Genomic DNA, 14,695 nt, shown 5'->3' with positions numbered 1-14,695 from the left:
TCCACGCATTGAAGCGACCGCTTTTCGCTCACTTCTTCGTCATATACTCGAATCGACTCGAGGGAATGGGGAAGGGGCATGCGCAATCGCGGAATTGTGGTGGCCGGAATCGCGGCCAGGATCCTGTTGCTGGCGTTGCTGCTCGCCGGTTTCGCCGCCTGCAAGCGCGACGACCACGGCCAGCTGCCGCCGCCTAGCGGCGAGGCGATCAAGGCCAAGCCCGAACAGGTGCAGGGTTTCGCCCTGGCGTCCGCCTATCCCGACCAGCACGACGGCGATCTGGCCATCGCGCTCGAATTCAGCCGTCCTCTGGTCGGTACCCAGTCCTTCGACGAACTGATCGCAGTCGCCGGCCCCGGCGGCGCCACCGTCAAGGGCAGCTGGGTGCTGGACAAGGGCGGCAAGATCCTGCGTTTCCCTTACGTTGAAGCGAGCAAGGACTACGAAGTCACGATCCGCGCCGGCCTGAGCGCCGCGGACGGCAATCGTCTGGGCAAAGAGATCAAGCAGAAGGTCTATACCGGTCCGCTGGATCCGGTGGTCGGTTTCGCCTCGCAGGGCAGCGTGCTGCCGGCCAAGGAATCGCGCGGCCTGCCGGTGGTGTCGGTCAACGTCAAGGAAGTCGATGTCGAGTTCCTGAAGGTCTCCGACAAGTCCTTGCCGAAGTTCTTCGCCGAATACCAGCGCGGCGGCCGCCGTGGCAGCTGGGAACTGGAGCGCGACTACGACGACAACGTGCCGCTGTCCAAGCTGGCCGAACCGGTCTACGTCAACCGCTTCGTGCTCGGCGGCAAGCCCAACGAACGCGTGCTGACCTACCTGCCGGTGCAGGACATCGCCGAGCTGCAGGAGCCGGGCCTGTATTTCGCGGTGATGAAACGCGCGGGCCAGTTCCAGGATCAGTTCGAAACCGCTTACTTCTCGGTGAGCGACGTCGGCCTGCATACGCGCGCCTACAAGGACAAGTTGTTCGTGCATACCGCATCGCTGTCCGGCGGCGCCCCGGTGGGCGGCGTGGAGCTTCGCATCCTGGATGCCAACGGCGAGCCGGTGCTGAAGGGCGAGACCGACGGCAACGGCAATGCGATGCTCAATTACAAGCTGGACGCGGCGCACGTGCTCACCGCCACGCGCGGCAAAGACGTGTCCCTGCTGCCCTTCAACCAGCCGGCGCTGGACCTTTCCGAATTCGCCGTCGCCGGCCGCGAGCAGGCCTGGTTCGACGTGTTCGCCTGGTCCGGCCGCGATCTGTATCGCCCCGGCGAAACCGTGCGCCTGTCCGCGCTGCTGCGCGACCAGGACGGCAAGCCCACCAAGCCGCAGCCGCTGTTCCTGCGCCTGAAGCAGCCGGATGGAAAAACGTTCGACGAGCGCCGTATCGAACCGGGCGCCCAAGGCTACTTCTCCTACGAAAAGCTGATCCCGTTCGAAGCGCCGACCGGGCGCTGGCAGGTGGAGTTCCGCACCGATCCCGACAGCAAGGAAGCGGTGCAGGGCATGACCCTGCGCATCGAAGAATTCCTGCCCGAGCGGATGAAGTTGGACCTGGATGCGCCCGCGGTCCTCAAGCCCGGACAGCCGCTGAAGCTGCAGGCGACAGGCGCGTATCTGTATGGCGCGCCGGCGGCCGGCAATCGCTTCACCGCGAAGCTTGCGGTGGCCGTCGAACAGCATCCGGTCGAAAAGCTGCCGGGTTACTTCTTCGGCGACCCCACTCTGGAGCTGCCCAAAGAAGCCAAGGACGTCGTCGATACCGAACTCGATGCCCAGGGCAAGCTGCAGCAGGACCTCGCCCTGCCCGCAGAGGTCAAACCGGTCAGCCCTGTTGCCGCCGTCGTTTCCGGCAGCGTTTACGAAACCGGCGGCCGTACCGTCACCCGCACGCTCAAGCGCGTGCTGTGGCCGAACGACGTGCTGGTCGGCGTGCGGCCGATGTTCGACGACAAGGAAGGTGCCGATTCCAACGCCGCTGCGCGTTTCGAGCTGCTGCGCGTGGACGCCGCGGGCAACGCGCACGCCGGCAAGGGCCTGAAGGTCACGTTGGTGCGCGAGCGCCGCGACTACCATTGGAATTACGACGACGAAGGCGGCTGGGACTACGACTTCACCCGCCGCTTCGAAAACGTCGAGACCAAAACGATCGATGTCGGCACCACGGCCGCACGCTTCGACTTCCCGGTGGAGTGGGGCGAATATCGCGTCGACGTATTCGATCCCGCCACCGGCCTGACCAGCCGCTATCCCTTCACCGCCGGCTGGAGCTGGGACGACCAGAACCGCGGTAGCGACGCGCGTCCCGACAAGGTGAAGCTGTCGCTGGACAAGACCCAATACCGCGCCGGCGACAAACTCAAAGTCACGCTGACGCCGCCGCACGACGGCAAGGGCGTCTTGATGGTCGAGAGCGACCACATGCTGTACGTGCAGGACATCGACGCGAAGGCCGGGAGCACGTTCGAAATCCCGGTGACGCAAGAATGGGAGCGCCACGACGTCTACGTGACCGCACTGGTATTCCGCGGCGGCAGCGCGCCGAGCAAGATCACGCCGGCGCGCGCGGTCGGCGTTGCGCACGTACCGATGGACCGGCGCGACCGCAGGGTCGGCGTGGGCCTGTCGATGCCGCAGCAGATGCGGCCCGAGCAGGACCTCAAGGCCACCATCGCCGTGCCCGAGCTGGCCGGCAAGGAAGCCTACGTGACCGTGTCGGCGGTCGATGTCGGCATCCTCAACATCACCCGCTTCCCGGTGCCTGACGCCAATGCCCATTTCTTCGCGCAACGGCGCCTGGGCGTGGACGCTTACGACCTGTATGGCCGGGTCATCGAAAGTTTCGAAGGCAGCGTCGCCAAGATCCGCTTCGGCGGCGACATGGCCCTGCAGCCGCTGTCGCAGGCGCGACGGCCGACGTCGCGCGTGCAGACCGTGGACTTGTTCGCCGGCCCGGTGAAGCTGGACGCGAAAGGCGTGGCGCGCATCAAGCTGGCGGTGCCTGATTTCAACGGCACCTTGCGCGTGTCGGCGCTGGTCTATTCCGACCAGCGCTACGGCAACCGCGACAAGGAACTGCTGGTGCGCGCGCCGATCGTGGCCGAGGCCAGCCTGCCGCGCGTGCTGGCGCCGGGCGACCGCAGCACGGTCACGCTGGACGTGCAGAACTTCACCGGCAAGCCCGGCGATTTCAAGATCCGCGTGGACGGCGAGGGCCCTCTCGGCATCGCCGACAATGCGCGCAGCGCGAAGCTGGCGGGCGACGCCAAGACCACGCTCAGCTTCCCGCTGGTGGCGAAGGAGGGCTACACCACGGCCAAAGTGCGGGTCCGCGTGGACGGCAACGGCTTCAAGGTGGACCGCCGATACGACGTGCCGGTGCGCGCAGCCTGGCCCGGCGTGCTGCGGGCGCAGACGCGGGTGCTGGATCCGGTCGCGCCGGTATCGCTCGGGGCGGATTTCGCCGACGGTTTGATGGCCGATTCGGTCAGCGCCCGCATGACGGTCAGCGCGCTGCCGCCGATTCCCTTCGCCAGCGTGCTGAAGGGCGCGCTCGAATATCCGTACGGCTGCGCCGAGCAGACCACCAGCAAGGGCTATGCCGCACTGCTGCTCGACGAACCGACCGCGAAGATGCTCGGCGTGAAAGGTCTGGACGCGAAGCAGCGCCGCGCCCGCCTGGAAGGCGCCTTCGGCCGGCTGGGATCGATGCAGGTCGGCAACGGCCATTTCTCGATGTGGGGCGACGACGATTACGTCAATCCCGGCCTGACGCCGTACATCGTCGAATTCCTGCTCGATGCGCGCGACGCCGGCTTCGACGTTCCCGACGGCGTGCTGCAGAAGGCGCTGACCCGCCTCAACGAGGACCTGCTCGGCGGCGGCGCGCCGTTCTACGGCTACGACAACCGCGATCACCTCAAATTCGCCTATCAGGCGCATGCGGGTTACGTGCTGGCGCGCGTCAACCGGGCGCCGTTGGGCACGCTGCGCGCCTTGTACGACAACGACCGCAGCAAGTCGCTGACCGGCCTGTCGCTGGTGCACCTGGGCCTGGCGCTGTCGCTGCAAGGCGACAAGAACCGCGGCCAGAAGGCGATCGCGCAGGGCTTCGCGCTGCGCAAGGAACGGCCGGAATACCTTGGCGATTACGGCACATCGTTGCGCGACGAAGCGCTGATGATCGCGCTCACCCACGAGCGCGGTCTGAACAAGCCCGAATACGATGCGCGCGTGGTCGACCTAGGCCGCGAGCTGGATGCCCGCCGCAACCGGCAGTGGACCTATTTCAGCACGCAGGAACAGGTCGCGCTGGGCCGCGTCGGCAAGGCCTTGCTCGCCCAGCAGGGCAAGCAGTTCAGCGGCACCTTGCAGGTCGGCGATCTGGCCGAGGATATCCCCAGCGCCAAACTGTGGGGACGCGATTTCGACTACGCCACGCTGAGCCGCGGCGTCCGTTTCGCGCCGGAAGGACAAGGCCCGCTCTACGTGAGCCTCGAGGCCGCCGGCATCCCGCGCAGCGCGCCTGCGCCGGACAACAGCGTGCTCGATGTCGAGCGCAAGTGGTACACGCCGGACGGCAAGCCCTGGGCAGGCGGCAAGCTGCGCGAAGGCGATGCGCTGATCGTCGCGGTCAGCATCACCGCTAGCCGCGCCATGCCCGATGCTTTGCTCACCGACCTGCTGCCGGCGGGGCTGGAGATCGAGAACTTCAACCTCGGCGACGCCAAGCAGTGGGCGGACGTGGTGGTCGACGGCATCGAAATCACCGACCGCGGCAGCGCGGCCGAAGTGCGGCACGAGGAGTACCGCGACGACCGTTACGTGGCTGCGCTCAAGCTGGAGAGCAACGACAGGGCCCGCGTGTTCTACCTGGTCCGCGCGGTTACGCCGGGTACTTACACCGTGCCGCCGCCGCTGGTGGAGGACATGTACCGGCCGGATTTGCGCGGCGTGGGCAAGTCGAATCCGGCGACGATTACGGTGGTGCAGCCTTGAGACGATGGGATGTCCGCTAGTTGCGGGCATCCCATCGCTGCCACCCTTACAGCCGTCATCCCGGCGCAAGCCGGGATCCAGTGGATCCGACGTCATATCCGTGCCCATCGCAACTCCCGAACACGCGGGCCTGGATCCCGGCATGCGCCGGGATGACGGCCGAAAACAACCGCGGCAGTGGCGGCCATGGCTGCGCTGGAGCACCGTCGCGTTGCTTTCGTCGCTATTGCTGCTCGACCTGATCTTCCCGATCCCGCTGCCGAAGCAACGCGACACCAGCATCCTGGTCGCCGCGCGCGACGGCACTCCGCTACGCGCTTTCGCCGATCGCGATGGCATCTGGCGCTATCCGGCCTCGCTGCAAACCGTCTCGCCGCTTTACCTGCAGGCACTGCTCAACTACGAGGACCGCCATTTCTGGCGCCACCCCGGCGTCAACCCGGTGGCGCTGGTACGCGCAGGGTGGCAATGGGCGCGCCACGGCCGCATCGTCTCCGGCGGTTCGACGCTGACGATGCAGGTCGCGCGCATCCTCGATCCGCACTCGCGCACGCCGTGGGGAAAACTGAAACAGCTGCTGCGCGCGTTGCAGCTGGAAGCGCATCTGTCCAAGCGCGAAATACTGACGCTCTACCTCAACCGCGCGCCTTACGGCGGCACCATCGAAGGCGTGGAAGCCGCGAGCTGGGCGTATCTGGGAAAACCGGCGGCGCGATTGTCGCAGGCTGAAGCGGCCTTGCTGACCGTGCTTCCGCAATCGCCCAGCCGCCTGCGTCCGGACCGCGAACCGGAAGCCGCGCGTCGCGCGCGCGACAAAGTGCTCGCGCGGATGGCCGCGCTCGGCGTGTGGAGCCGCGCGGAAGTCGAAGACGCCCGAATAGAGCCGGTGGTAGCGCGCGCGCTGCAGCCGCCGCTGTCGGCGGCGCTGCTGGCCGAACGCTTGCGCCGCGCGCATCCGCGCGCCGAGCGCATCGTCTCTACGATCGACCCGCAATTGCAACGCACGCTGGAAGAACGCGTCGCCGCCTATTTCTCGCAACTGCCCGAACGCACTTCGGCCGCGTTGCTGGTCGTGGACAACGCCACGCTCGAGGCCCGCGCCTACGTCGGTTCGGTGACGTACGGCGACAAGGCACGCCTGGGCCACGTCGACATGGTACAGGCCTGGCGCTCGCCGGGTTCCACGCTGAAGCCGTTCCTGTACGGACTGGCGCTGGACGACGGCCTGATCCATTCGGAAAGCCTGCTGGTCGACGCGCCGCAGGCCTTCGGCGATTACAGGCCGACCAATTTCGATACCGAATTCAATGGACCGATCGGCGTGGCGCAGGCCTTGCGCCTGTCGTTGAACGTGCCGGCGGTGGATATGCTCGATCGCGTCGGGCCTTCGCGATTCGCAGCGCGGTTGGCCAATGCCGGCGTCGAACTGAAATTCCCGCGCGGCGCCAAGCCGAATCTGGCATTGATACTCGGCGGCACGGGCGTGCGGCTGGAGGATCTGGCCGGCGCATTCGCCGCGTTCAACCGCGAGGGTGTCGCCGGCCGCGTGCGTTATGCCGCGGGCGACGCGCGCGTCGAACGGCGCCTGCTATCGCCCGGCGCTGCATGGATCGTGCGCGAAATACTCGAAGCCAACCCGCGGCCGGGACAGGCATCGGAGGCCTTCGATCCCGGATTGCGACCCAAGGTGGCGTGGAAAACCGGCACCAGCTACGGCTTCCGCGACGCTTGGGCGGTCGGCGGCACGCGCCGCTACACCGTCGGCGTCTGGGTCGGCCGTCCGGACGGCACGCCTTTGCCCGGACAATACGGCGCAGTCACGGCCTTGCCGCTGATGTTCGAAGTGGTCGATAGCCTGCCGCGCGTGCGCGGCGAGGCCGTGCCGCGGCCGGCGCCCGCGAGCGTGGCGGAGGCCGAGATCTGCTGGCCGTTGGGCACCGGCGCCGACGCGCAGTCCGCCGCGCTCTGCCATCGCAAGATGAAAGCCTGGACGCTCGACGGCGCGTTGCCGCCCACCTTCGCCGAACGCGGCGCACGCTTGTGGAGTCCGGGCCTGGAGCGGTTCCGCATCGATGCCGACACGGGCCAGCGCCTGTCGGGGGACTGCGCGCGTCCGCATCGGGCGCAGGTTGCGGAAATCGCGCGCTGGCCATCGTTGGCGTCGCCGTGGCTTTCCAGCGCAACCCGCAAAGCGTCCAGCTTGCCGTCGCTGGCGCCGGACTGTACGCCCGACGGGCGCGACGCCGCCGAGGAGCTGCACATCGAAGGCATCAACGATGCCGCCACGCTGGCGCGCGCGCCCGGCAGCGACAAGCCCTTGCGTCTGCAAGTCCGTGCGCTCGGCACGGACGCGCGGGTGCAATGGCTGCTGGACGGGCGATGGATCGGCGAGACGCGCGGTGCGCAGGTGTTCGCCCACGACTACGATGCAGGCGGCGAGCACACGCTCACAGCGCTGGCGAACAGCGGTGCTTGGAAGCGCGTGAGGTTCCGCATTCTGCGTTGATGTTCTTCCCCCTTTGAAAAAGGGGGATTGAGGGGGATTTGCTTTTGATCTTGTCTTCGGGCAAAACAAGATCAAAAGCAAATCCCCCATCGCCTTCGGCGATTGCCCCCTTTTTTCAAAATGGGCAACAGCTACTTGCCGATCCAGCCGTTGAGCAGGTCGGCGAACTCGTCGGCGTGCTCTTCTTCCTGCTCGAGGATGCCTTCCAGCATCCGTTTGGTGGTCGTATCGCGGTCGCCGATGTAGTTGATCATCTGCCGGTAGCTGTCGATCGCGATGCGCTCGGCGATCAGGTCTTCCTTGACCATGTCGCGCAGGTCCTTGCCTTCCTGGTACTCGGCATGGGAACGGCGGGTCAGCGTATCCGGATTCAGGTCCGGCTCGCCGCCCAACTGCACGATGCGTTCGGCGATCTTGTGCGCATGCGCTTGTTCCTGCTGCGCGTGCTCCAGGAATTGGCCCTTGACCGCATCCGCGAGCATGCCCGAGGCCATGAAGTAATGGCGGTAGTAGCGCAACACGCAGACGTATTCTGTAGCCAGCGCGTCGTTGAGCAGCTTGATCACGGCGGCTTTGTCGGCCGCGTAGGTTTGGGTGACGGCGCCTTTGTCGATGTTCTTGCGCGCGTTGGCGCGCAGCGTGGCGGTACTGTCGATGCCGCCTGCGGAGGCGACCTTGGCACTGTTGGCTGGCTTCTTGCTCATGGCTGGCCTCGGGGACTGGGTTCAAAGCTGCGAAAGCATGTGCTCGGCCGACGAAACGCGGAATTCCCCGGGCGCTTCGATATTGATCTTCTTGACGACGCCGTCCTCGGCGTAAAGCGCGAACCGTTTGGAGCGGGTGCCCATGCCGTAAGCGCTGGCGTCCATCTCCAGGCCCAACGAGCGGGTGAAATCGCCGTTGCCATCGGCCAGCATCATCAGCCCGTCCGGCACGTGCTGGCTTTCGCCCCAGGCCTTCATCACGAACGGGTCGTTGACCGACATGCACAGCACTTCGATACCCTTCTCACGGAACTGCCCGAAATGCTCGACGAACCCGGGCAGGTGCCGTTCCGAACACGTCGGGGTGAACGCGCCAGGCACCGCGAAGAGCACGACCTTCTTGCCGTCGAACAGCGTGGGGGTATCGACCGTTTCGACGCCTTCGCGGATGCGTTGCAGGGTGGCTTCGGGCATGCGGTCGCCGACTTGGATGGTCATAGGGCTCTCCGTGGGGAAGGCCCGAGTCTAGCGGGGCGCTGCTAAAACCGCGTCAACGGCGCCCGCCGGGGCGGGCTTGAAATCGTTCCGCCGGGACCTATTTTCCCGGCATGGCGGCCGTGCGCCGCCCTTTCCGAGCCAACGTATTGGAGTGAAGACCATGAGTATCGTCCGTTACCGCCAGTGGCCCGGCCAGACCGCGCTGCAGGATGAGATCAAGCAGGTGTTCGACCGCTTTTTCGACAACGCCGACACCGACGAATCGGCCGTGGTGACCGCGCAGTGGGTGCCGCGCGTGGACATCAAGGAAGAACCGAACCGTTTCGTCATCTACGCCGACCTGCCGGGCATCGATCCGCAGGACATCGAGGTGCAGATGGACAAGGGCATCCTGTCGATCAAGGGCGAACGCAGCAGCGAAAGCACCGCAGAAACCGAGCGCTTCTCGCGCGTGGAGCGCCGCTACGGCAGTTTCCACCGGCGTTTCGCCCTTCCGGACAGCGCCGACGCCGACGGCATCGCCGCCAGCGGCCGCAATGGCGTGCTGGAAATCACCATCCCCAAGAAGCCCGAGACCACGCCGCGACGCATCCAGGTAGGCGCGCCGACCGTGCAGTGATCGCGGCCTGACAACAAGTGGGCTAATCTCGGCCTGCGGCAGCGATGCCGCGGGCCGAGCGTCGTGGAGCCGATATGCAGTTCAAGGATTACTACCAGATACTCGGCGTCGAACCGAGCGCGGGCGAAGCGGAACTGAAGACCGCTTATCGCCGGCTGGCGCGCAAATACCATCCCGACGTCAGCAAGGAAGCCGGCGCCGAGGAAAAATTCAAGGCCGTCAACGAAGCTTACGAAGCGCTGCGCGATCCGCAGAAGCGCGCCGCCTACGACCAGTTGCGCACGCGCGGCTACCGGCCGGGCGACGAAGTGCAACCGCCGCCCGGCGGATTCGGCCACGGCCCCGGCGATTTCGATTTCGACGAAGTCTTCGCCGGCGGCGATGGCGGCGGCTTCAGCGATTTCTTCGAGAGCCTGTTCGGACGCGCGCGCGGAGGCGGCGGTTTCGGCCAGCAGGCGCCCGGCCGCGGGCCGCGGCCGCAGGGCCCCACGCGCGCCAAGTTGGCGGTGCCGCTGGAAGCGGTCCACGACGGTTCCACGGTGCGCATCGGCATCAACGGAAAATCGCTGGACGTCCGCATCCCCAAGGGCATCAAGCCGGGCCAGCTGATCCGGCTGGCCGGGCAGGGCGCGCATGGCGATTTGCTGCTCGAAATCGAATACGCCGCGCATCCGCAGTTCGAAGTGGACGGCCGCAACATCATCTACGTGTTGCCGGTGGCGCCCTGGGAAGCCGCATTGGGCGCGACGGTCAGCGTGCCCACGCTCGGCGGTGCGGTGGACCTGAAAATTCCCGCGGACTCCGAAGCCGGCCGCAAGCTGCGCCTGCGCGGCCGCGGACTGCCGGGTGCCCAGGCGGGCGATCAAATCGTGGAGCTGGAAGTGCTGGCGCCGCGCGCCAACAACGACGCCGAGCGCGAGGCGTATCGCCGCATGCAGGAAGTGTTCGGCGACGATTGGCGCCGGGCGTAGTCTTGCCGTGTTTTTTGTGGGAGCGGCTTTAGCCGCGAGCTCTTGATGCCCTGCGACGGCTCGAAAAGCTCGCGGCTAAAGCCGCTCCCACAAAAGCCGCTTCTGGAAGTCGCGCAACAAGAAGCGGCTTATCAGGCGGCCGCGGGGCCGCCCAGCAACAGGCCGACGACTTCGGCCAATTCGGACTCGCTGAAAGGCTTGGTGATGTAGGCCTTCGCGCCTTGGCGCATGCCCCAGACCCGGTCGGTGTCCTGGTCCTTGGTGGTCACCAGCACCACCGGGATGTGCTGGGTCGCCGGGTCGCGGTTGATCGAACGCGTCGCCTGGAAGCCGTTGAGATTGGGCATGACCACGTCCATCAGGATCAGGTCGGGCAATTCGCGCTTGGCCGCGTCCACGCCGGCGGCGCCGTCCTCGGCGGTCAGCGCTTCGTGGCCGAGTTTTTCGACGATGCGACGGATGCCCATCAATTGCGACGGCGAGTCGTCGACGATCAGGATGCGCGCCATACTTTCCCCCATGGAGTCGGGCAGATTGTAACGCGGGCCCCGGCTTTGCAAGCGCGGGTTTAGGCTCAGAGTGTGACCAGCGTCCTGCCGTGCGAGCCGCCGGCCAGCATGCGTTCGAAGACTTCCGGCAGCTGCTGCAGCGTCGCTTCGCGGGTGCAGATGGCGTCCAGGTGCGCCGGTTTCCAGTCCGTGGCCAGCCGGCGCCAGATTTCGTCTCGGATGTCGCGCGCCGTGCCGGCGGAGGCCACGCCGAGCAGGGAAACGCCGCGGATGATGAACGGCATGACCGTCGCGGGCAGGTCGTGCGAAGCGGCCAGGCCGGCGCTGGCGACGTTCCCGTAAGACGCCGTCTGCGCCAGCAGGCTGGCGAGCATCTGTCCGCCGACGTTGTCCAAGCCGCCGCCGAAGCGCGTCGATTCCAAGGGCCGGGCGGTGGAGAGGGCATCCCGGCCCAGCACTTCGTGCGCGCCGATCGCGGTGAGATAACCGGCCTGGTCGGCTTTGCCGCTGACCGCGTGCACCTGGTAGCCGGCACTGCTGAAGATATCGATCGCAAGCGAGCCAACGCCGCCGGTGGCGCCGGTGACGGCCAGCGGACCGAGTTCGGGCGTCTGTCGGTTTTCGGTCATGCGGAACAGGGCCAGCGCGGCGGTGAAGCCGGCGGTGCCCAGGATCATGCTTTCGCGCAGGCTCAATCCTTTCGGCAGCGGGATGGTCCACTTCGCTTCCAGCCGGGCGTACTGCGCGTAACCGCCGTCGCGCGTTTCGCTCAGGCCCGAGCCAGTGACGAGAACGGCATCGCCTTCCTTGAATTTCGGATCGGTCGAAGAGACCACGTGCCCGGCGACGTCGATGCCGCCGACCAGCGGAAATTTCCGCAGGATCTTGCCTTGGCCCGTGCCGGCCAGCGCATCCTTGAAGTTGACCGAGGAGTAGGCGGTCTCGATCAGGACTTCGCCGGGGGCGAGGTCGCCGAGCGCGATCTCTTCGATGCCGCTGCGGTAGCCGGCGGGGTCGTTGTGGATGCGGAAGGCGTTGAAAGTCTTTGACGTCGTCATATTCCCAGCTCGTCATCCCGGCGAAAGCCGGGATCCAGGGTATCCGACGGAGCTCGGGCCGCCAACGGCATCCTCATATCTGCCATTATCGCAGAAGCTGGATCCAGGGCCGACCTAAATTCAGTGATCCACGATGTCGGGATACAGATCCCGCCACCTGCGGTTCGTGTCCTCGATCAGGCGCAGCTTCCATTTGCGCGGCCACTCCTTGATCGCTTTCTCGCGGCTTATCGCAGAGACCATGGTGCCATGCAGCTCGTACCACACGAGGTCGTGTACGCGATACCTTCTCGTGAACCCTTCGACGACATCGTTACGGTGTTCGTAGCAGCGCTTGACCAGATCCGAGGTCGCACCGATGTACAAAGTGCCGTTGCGGCGGCTCGCCATGATGTAAACGGCCGGTTGTTTCATCGGTGCGACCTCCATGCCTGGATCCCGGCTTTCGCCGGGATGACGGTATTGGAGGTTATCGGGCCATATCGAGCGCGTACTTTCGCTGGGGCGACGGCTGGAAAAATTGTCGGAGAAGTGACGAGCGTTGCGCGGGAAATTTCCTAGCGCAATTCCTTGCGCCGCTTCTCGTCCATCCATTTCGAAGCCTGCGCAGGTTCGTACGCGCGGAGCCACGAGAACAGCGCGTCCATATCGTCGCCATGCCACAGGTCGGCGCGCTGGTCGGCGTGCAGGAAGCGTTCGGCGACCATGCGATCCATCATCGCCACCAGCGGCTGGTAGAAGCCGTCGACATCGAAGAACGCGCAAGGCTTGTCGCCCAGGCCGAGCTGGCGCCAGGTCAGCATCTCGAACATCTCGTCCAGGGTGCCGAAGCCGCCGGGCAGGGCGACGAAACCGTCGGACAGGTCGAACATGCGCGCCTTGCGCTCGTGCATGTTGGCGACGATTTCCAGCCGGGTCACGCCGCGGTGCGCGACTTCCCATTCGACCAGCTGCTGCGGGATCACGCCGACCACTTCGCCGCCGGCTTCCAACGCCGCATCGGCAACGATGCCCATCAGGCCGACGTTGCCGCCGCCGTAGACCAGGGCGAGATTTTCCTTGGCGATGCGGGCGCCGAACGCGGCCGCGCGTTCGGCGTAGATCGGCTTGTTGCCGGCGTTGGAGCCGCAGTAGACGCAGATCGATTTCATGCTTTCTCCTTCTCCCTCCGGGAGAAGGTGCCCGAAGGGCGGATGAAGGTTCGGTGTAACGACGCAAGTTCGAACTAGCGCCGCTCCGCCGTACCCTCACCCCAACCCCTCTCCCGGTGGGAGAGGGGCTTCGAACGTCAATTGGCCTTATGGATCGCGCGCTTGTCGACCGCCATCGCAGCGTCGTGGATCGATTCGGACAACGTCGGATGCGCATGACAGATGCGGGCGAGATCGTCGGCCGAGCCGCTGAACTCCATCGTCAGCACGCCTTCGTGCACCAGCTCCGACACGCCCACGCCGACCAGATGCATGCCCAGCACGCGATCGGTCTCGGCATGCGCGATCACTTTGACGAAGCCGGCCGGTTCGCCCATCGCCACAGCGCGTCCGAGCGCGGCGAACGGGAAGCTGCCGGTCTTGTACGGCACGCCGTCGGCCTTGAGCTGCTGTTCGGTCTTGCCGACCCATGCGATTTCCGGCTCGGTGTAGATCACCCAAGGAATGGTGTCGTAATTGACGTGGCCAGGCAGACCGGCGATCAATTCGGCCACCATGATGCCTTCCTCGAAGCCCTTGTGCGCCAGCATCGGCCCGCGCACGCAGTCGCCGACCGCCCAGACGCCGTCGACGCCGGTGTGGCAGTGTTCGTCCACCTCGATCACGCCGCGCTGATCCAGCTTCACGCCGACGCCATCGGCCAGCAGGCCCTTGCTCGCGGCGCGACGACCGACCGAGACCAGCAACTTGTCGACAACGATCGTCTTTTCGCCTTCGCTGTCGGTGTAGGTGACATGCACCTCTTTCTTCTTAACCTCGCACTTGGACACCTTGGCGCCGAGGCGGATGTCCAGGCCTTGCTTTTTGAATTCTTTCGCGGCCGTCTTGGCGACTTCGGCATCGGCGGCGGCGAGGAAATCGGGCAGGGCTTCGAGGATGGTGACCTCGCTGCCCAACCGCTTCCACACGCTGCCCAATTCCAGGCCGATCACGCCGGCGCCGATCACGCCCAGGCGCTTGGGCACGGCGGTGAAATCGAGCGCACCGACGTTGTCGACGATCATGTCGTTGTCGAATTTGGCGAACGGCAGCTCGATCGAATCAGAACCGGCGGCCAGAATCACATTGGTGCCCTTCAGCTCGACTTCGGAGCCGTCGTGCTGCTTGACCTTGACGATGTTGCCCGGAAGCAGCGTGCCGAAGCCGTAGTACGGCGTCACTTTGTTCGCCTTGAACAGCATCGCGATGCCGCCGGTGAACTGCTTAACGATCTTGTCCTTGCGGCCGATCATCGTGCCGATATCGACCTTGGCGTCCTTGAACGTGATGCCGTGCTCGCCGAACAGATGGCCCATGTTCCAGTACTGGCGCGAGCTGTCGAGCAGCGCCTTGGACGGGATGCAGCCCACGCGCAGGCAGGTGCCGCCGAGCGCGGGCTTGCCGTCCTTGCCTAGCGCGGCATCGATGCAGGCGGTCTTCATGCCCAACTGCGCGGCGCGGATCGCGGCATGGTAGCCGGCCGGGCCGGCGCCGATGACGATGACGTCGAATTGTTCTGCCATGGTTCGGTTCCTTGCATTTCCTTCTCCCTGCGGGAGAAGGTGGCGCGAAGCGCCGGATGAGGGTTCGGTGTGGGGTTGCGGTTACGCACTCGCGCCGTACCCTCACCCCAACCCCTCTCCCGCAGGGA

Annotated in this window: 11 protein-coding genes; 4 read left to right on the top strand and 7 right to left on the bottom strand. The window is 66.0% G+C overall.

The features are described 5' to 3' along the window. Positions 1-78 precede the first annotated feature (78 nt). On the top strand, positions 79-4,989 hold the full coding sequence (locus tag M2650_RS03870) for an alpha-2-macroglobulin family protein (RefSeq protein WP_249471426.1): 4,911 nt from the start codon (positions 79-81) through the stop codon (positions 4,987-4,989). Between the two features lie 142 nt (positions 4,990-5,131). Further along, positions 5,132-7,495, top strand: a complete 2,364-nt coding sequence (pbpC, locus tag M2650_RS03865) for a penicillin-binding protein 1C (RefSeq protein WP_249471423.1) — start codon at positions 5,132-5,134, stop codon at positions 7,493-7,495. Between the two features lie 131 nt (positions 7,496-7,626). Here the strand turns inward: pbpC and M2650_RS03860 are convergent, their stop codons facing one another. Both M2650_RS03860 and M2650_RS03855 read right to left on the bottom strand, forming a co-directional pair. Beyond that, entirely contained in the window at positions 7,627-8,199 is a 573-nt protein-coding gene (locus tag M2650_RS03860) for a ferritin-like domain-containing protein (RefSeq protein WP_249471420.1), read from the bottom strand. 21 nt (positions 8,200-8,220) lie between these two features. Next, positions 8,221-8,697: a peroxiredoxin gene (locus M2650_RS03855; protein ID WP_249471417.1), complete on the bottom strand. Its 477-nt coding sequence runs from the start codon at positions 8,695-8,697 to the stop codon at positions 8,221-8,223. A 160-nt stretch (positions 8,698-8,857) separates the two neighbouring features. On the opposite strand from M2650_RS03855, the gene M2650_RS03850 reads away from it, so the two are divergent. Continuing rightward, entirely contained in the window at positions 8,858-9,316 is a 459-nt protein-coding gene (locus M2650_RS03850; RefSeq protein ID WP_249471414.1) for an Hsp20/alpha crystallin family protein, read from the top strand. Positions 9,317-9,390: 74 nt separating this feature from the next. Next, positions 9,391-10,287 carry a DnaJ C-terminal domain-containing protein gene (locus tag M2650_RS03845; protein WP_249471411.1) on the top strand — a complete coding sequence of 299 codons (897 nt, stop codon included), beginning with the start codon at positions 9,391-9,393 and terminating at the stop codon, positions 10,285-10,287. 131 nt (positions 10,288-10,418) lie between these two features. Here the strand turns inward: M2650_RS03845 and M2650_RS03840 are convergent, their stop codons facing one another. The 5 genes from M2650_RS03840 to lpdA all read right to left on the bottom strand — a co-directional run bounded on the left by M2650_RS03840 (position 10,419) and on the right by lpdA (position 14,567). Further along, positions 10,419-10,796, bottom strand: coding sequence for a response regulator (locus tag M2650_RS03840; protein WP_249471408.1), 378 nt, complete (start codon positions 10,794-10,796; stop codon positions 10,419-10,421). 65 nt (positions 10,797-10,861) lie between these two features. Then, the gene (locus tag M2650_RS03835) at positions 10,862-11,854 is read right to left on the bottom strand and encodes an oxidoreductase (RefSeq protein ID WP_249471406.1); all 993 of its coding nucleotides are present in this window, start codon (positions 11,852-11,854) and stop codon (positions 10,862-10,864) included. A gap of 120 nt (positions 11,855-11,974) precedes the next feature. After that, entirely contained in the window at positions 11,975-12,268 is a 294-nt protein-coding gene (locus tag M2650_RS03830) for a GIY-YIG nuclease family protein (RefSeq protein ID WP_249471402.1), read from the bottom strand. A 143-nt stretch (positions 12,269-12,411) separates the two neighbouring features. Beyond that, positions 12,412-13,005 (bottom strand): LOG family protein, encoded by a 594-nt coding sequence (locus M2650_RS03825; RefSeq protein ID WP_249471399.1) that lies wholly within the window; start codon positions 13,003-13,005, stop codon positions 12,412-12,414. 137 nt (positions 13,006-13,142) lie between these two features. Then, positions 13,143-14,567: a dihydrolipoyl dehydrogenase gene (lpdA, locus tag M2650_RS03820; protein WP_249471396.1), complete on the bottom strand. Its 1,425-nt coding sequence runs from the start codon at positions 14,565-14,567 to the stop codon at positions 13,143-13,145. Between the last annotated feature and the right edge of the window lie 128 nt (positions 14,568-14,695).

It is taken from the genome of Luteimonas galliterrae (assembly GCF_023374055.1).
GTDB classification, from domain to species: Bacteria; Pseudomonadota; Gammaproteobacteria; order Xanthomonadales; family Xanthomonadaceae; genus Luteimonas_C; species Luteimonas_C galliterrae.
Note: the sequence above shows the minus strand (reverse complement) of the source record. Positions and strands in the feature narration are given on the sequence as shown.

Bases quoted from the DNA above. Each gene is read 5' to 3' on its own strand.
- M2650_RS03870 (WP_249471426.1), top strand. From the start codon at position 79: ATGCGCAATCGCGGAATTGTGGTGGCCGGAATCGCGGCCAGGATCCTG.
- pbpC (WP_249471423.1), top strand. From the start codon at position 5,132: ATGCGCCGGGATGACGGCCGAAAACAACCGCGGCAGTGGCGGCCATGG.
- M2650_RS03860 (WP_249471420.1), bottom strand. From the start codon at position 8,199: ATGAGCAAGAAGCCAGCCAACAGTGCCAAGGTCGCCTCCGCAGGCGGC.
- M2650_RS03855 (WP_249471417.1), bottom strand. From the start codon at position 8,697: ATGACCATCCAAGTCGGCGACCGCATGCCCGAAGCCACCCTGCAACGC.
- M2650_RS03850 (WP_249471414.1), top strand. From the start codon at position 8,858: ATGAGTATCGTCCGTTACCGCCAGTGGCCCGGCCAGACCGCGCTGCAG.
- M2650_RS03845 (WP_249471411.1), top strand. From the start codon at position 9,391: ATGCAGTTCAAGGATTACTACCAGATACTCGGCGTCGAACCGAGCGCG.
- M2650_RS03840 (WP_249471408.1), bottom strand. From the start codon at position 10,796: ATGGCGCGCATCCTGATCGTCGACGACTCGCCGTCGCAATTGATGGGC.
- M2650_RS03835 (WP_249471406.1), bottom strand. From the start codon at position 11,854: ATGACGACGTCAAAGACTTTCAACGCCTTCCGCATCCACAACGACCCC.
- M2650_RS03830 (WP_249471402.1), bottom strand. From the start codon at position 12,268: ATGAAACAACCGGCCGTTTACATCATGGCGAGCCGCCGCAACGGCACT.
- M2650_RS03825 (WP_249471399.1), bottom strand. From the start codon at position 13,005: ATGAAATCGATCTGCGTCTACTGCGGCTCCAACGCCGGCAACAAGCCG.
- lpdA (WP_249471396.1), bottom strand. From the start codon at position 14,567: ATGGCAGAACAATTCGACGTCATCGTCATCGGCGCCGGCCCGGCCGGC.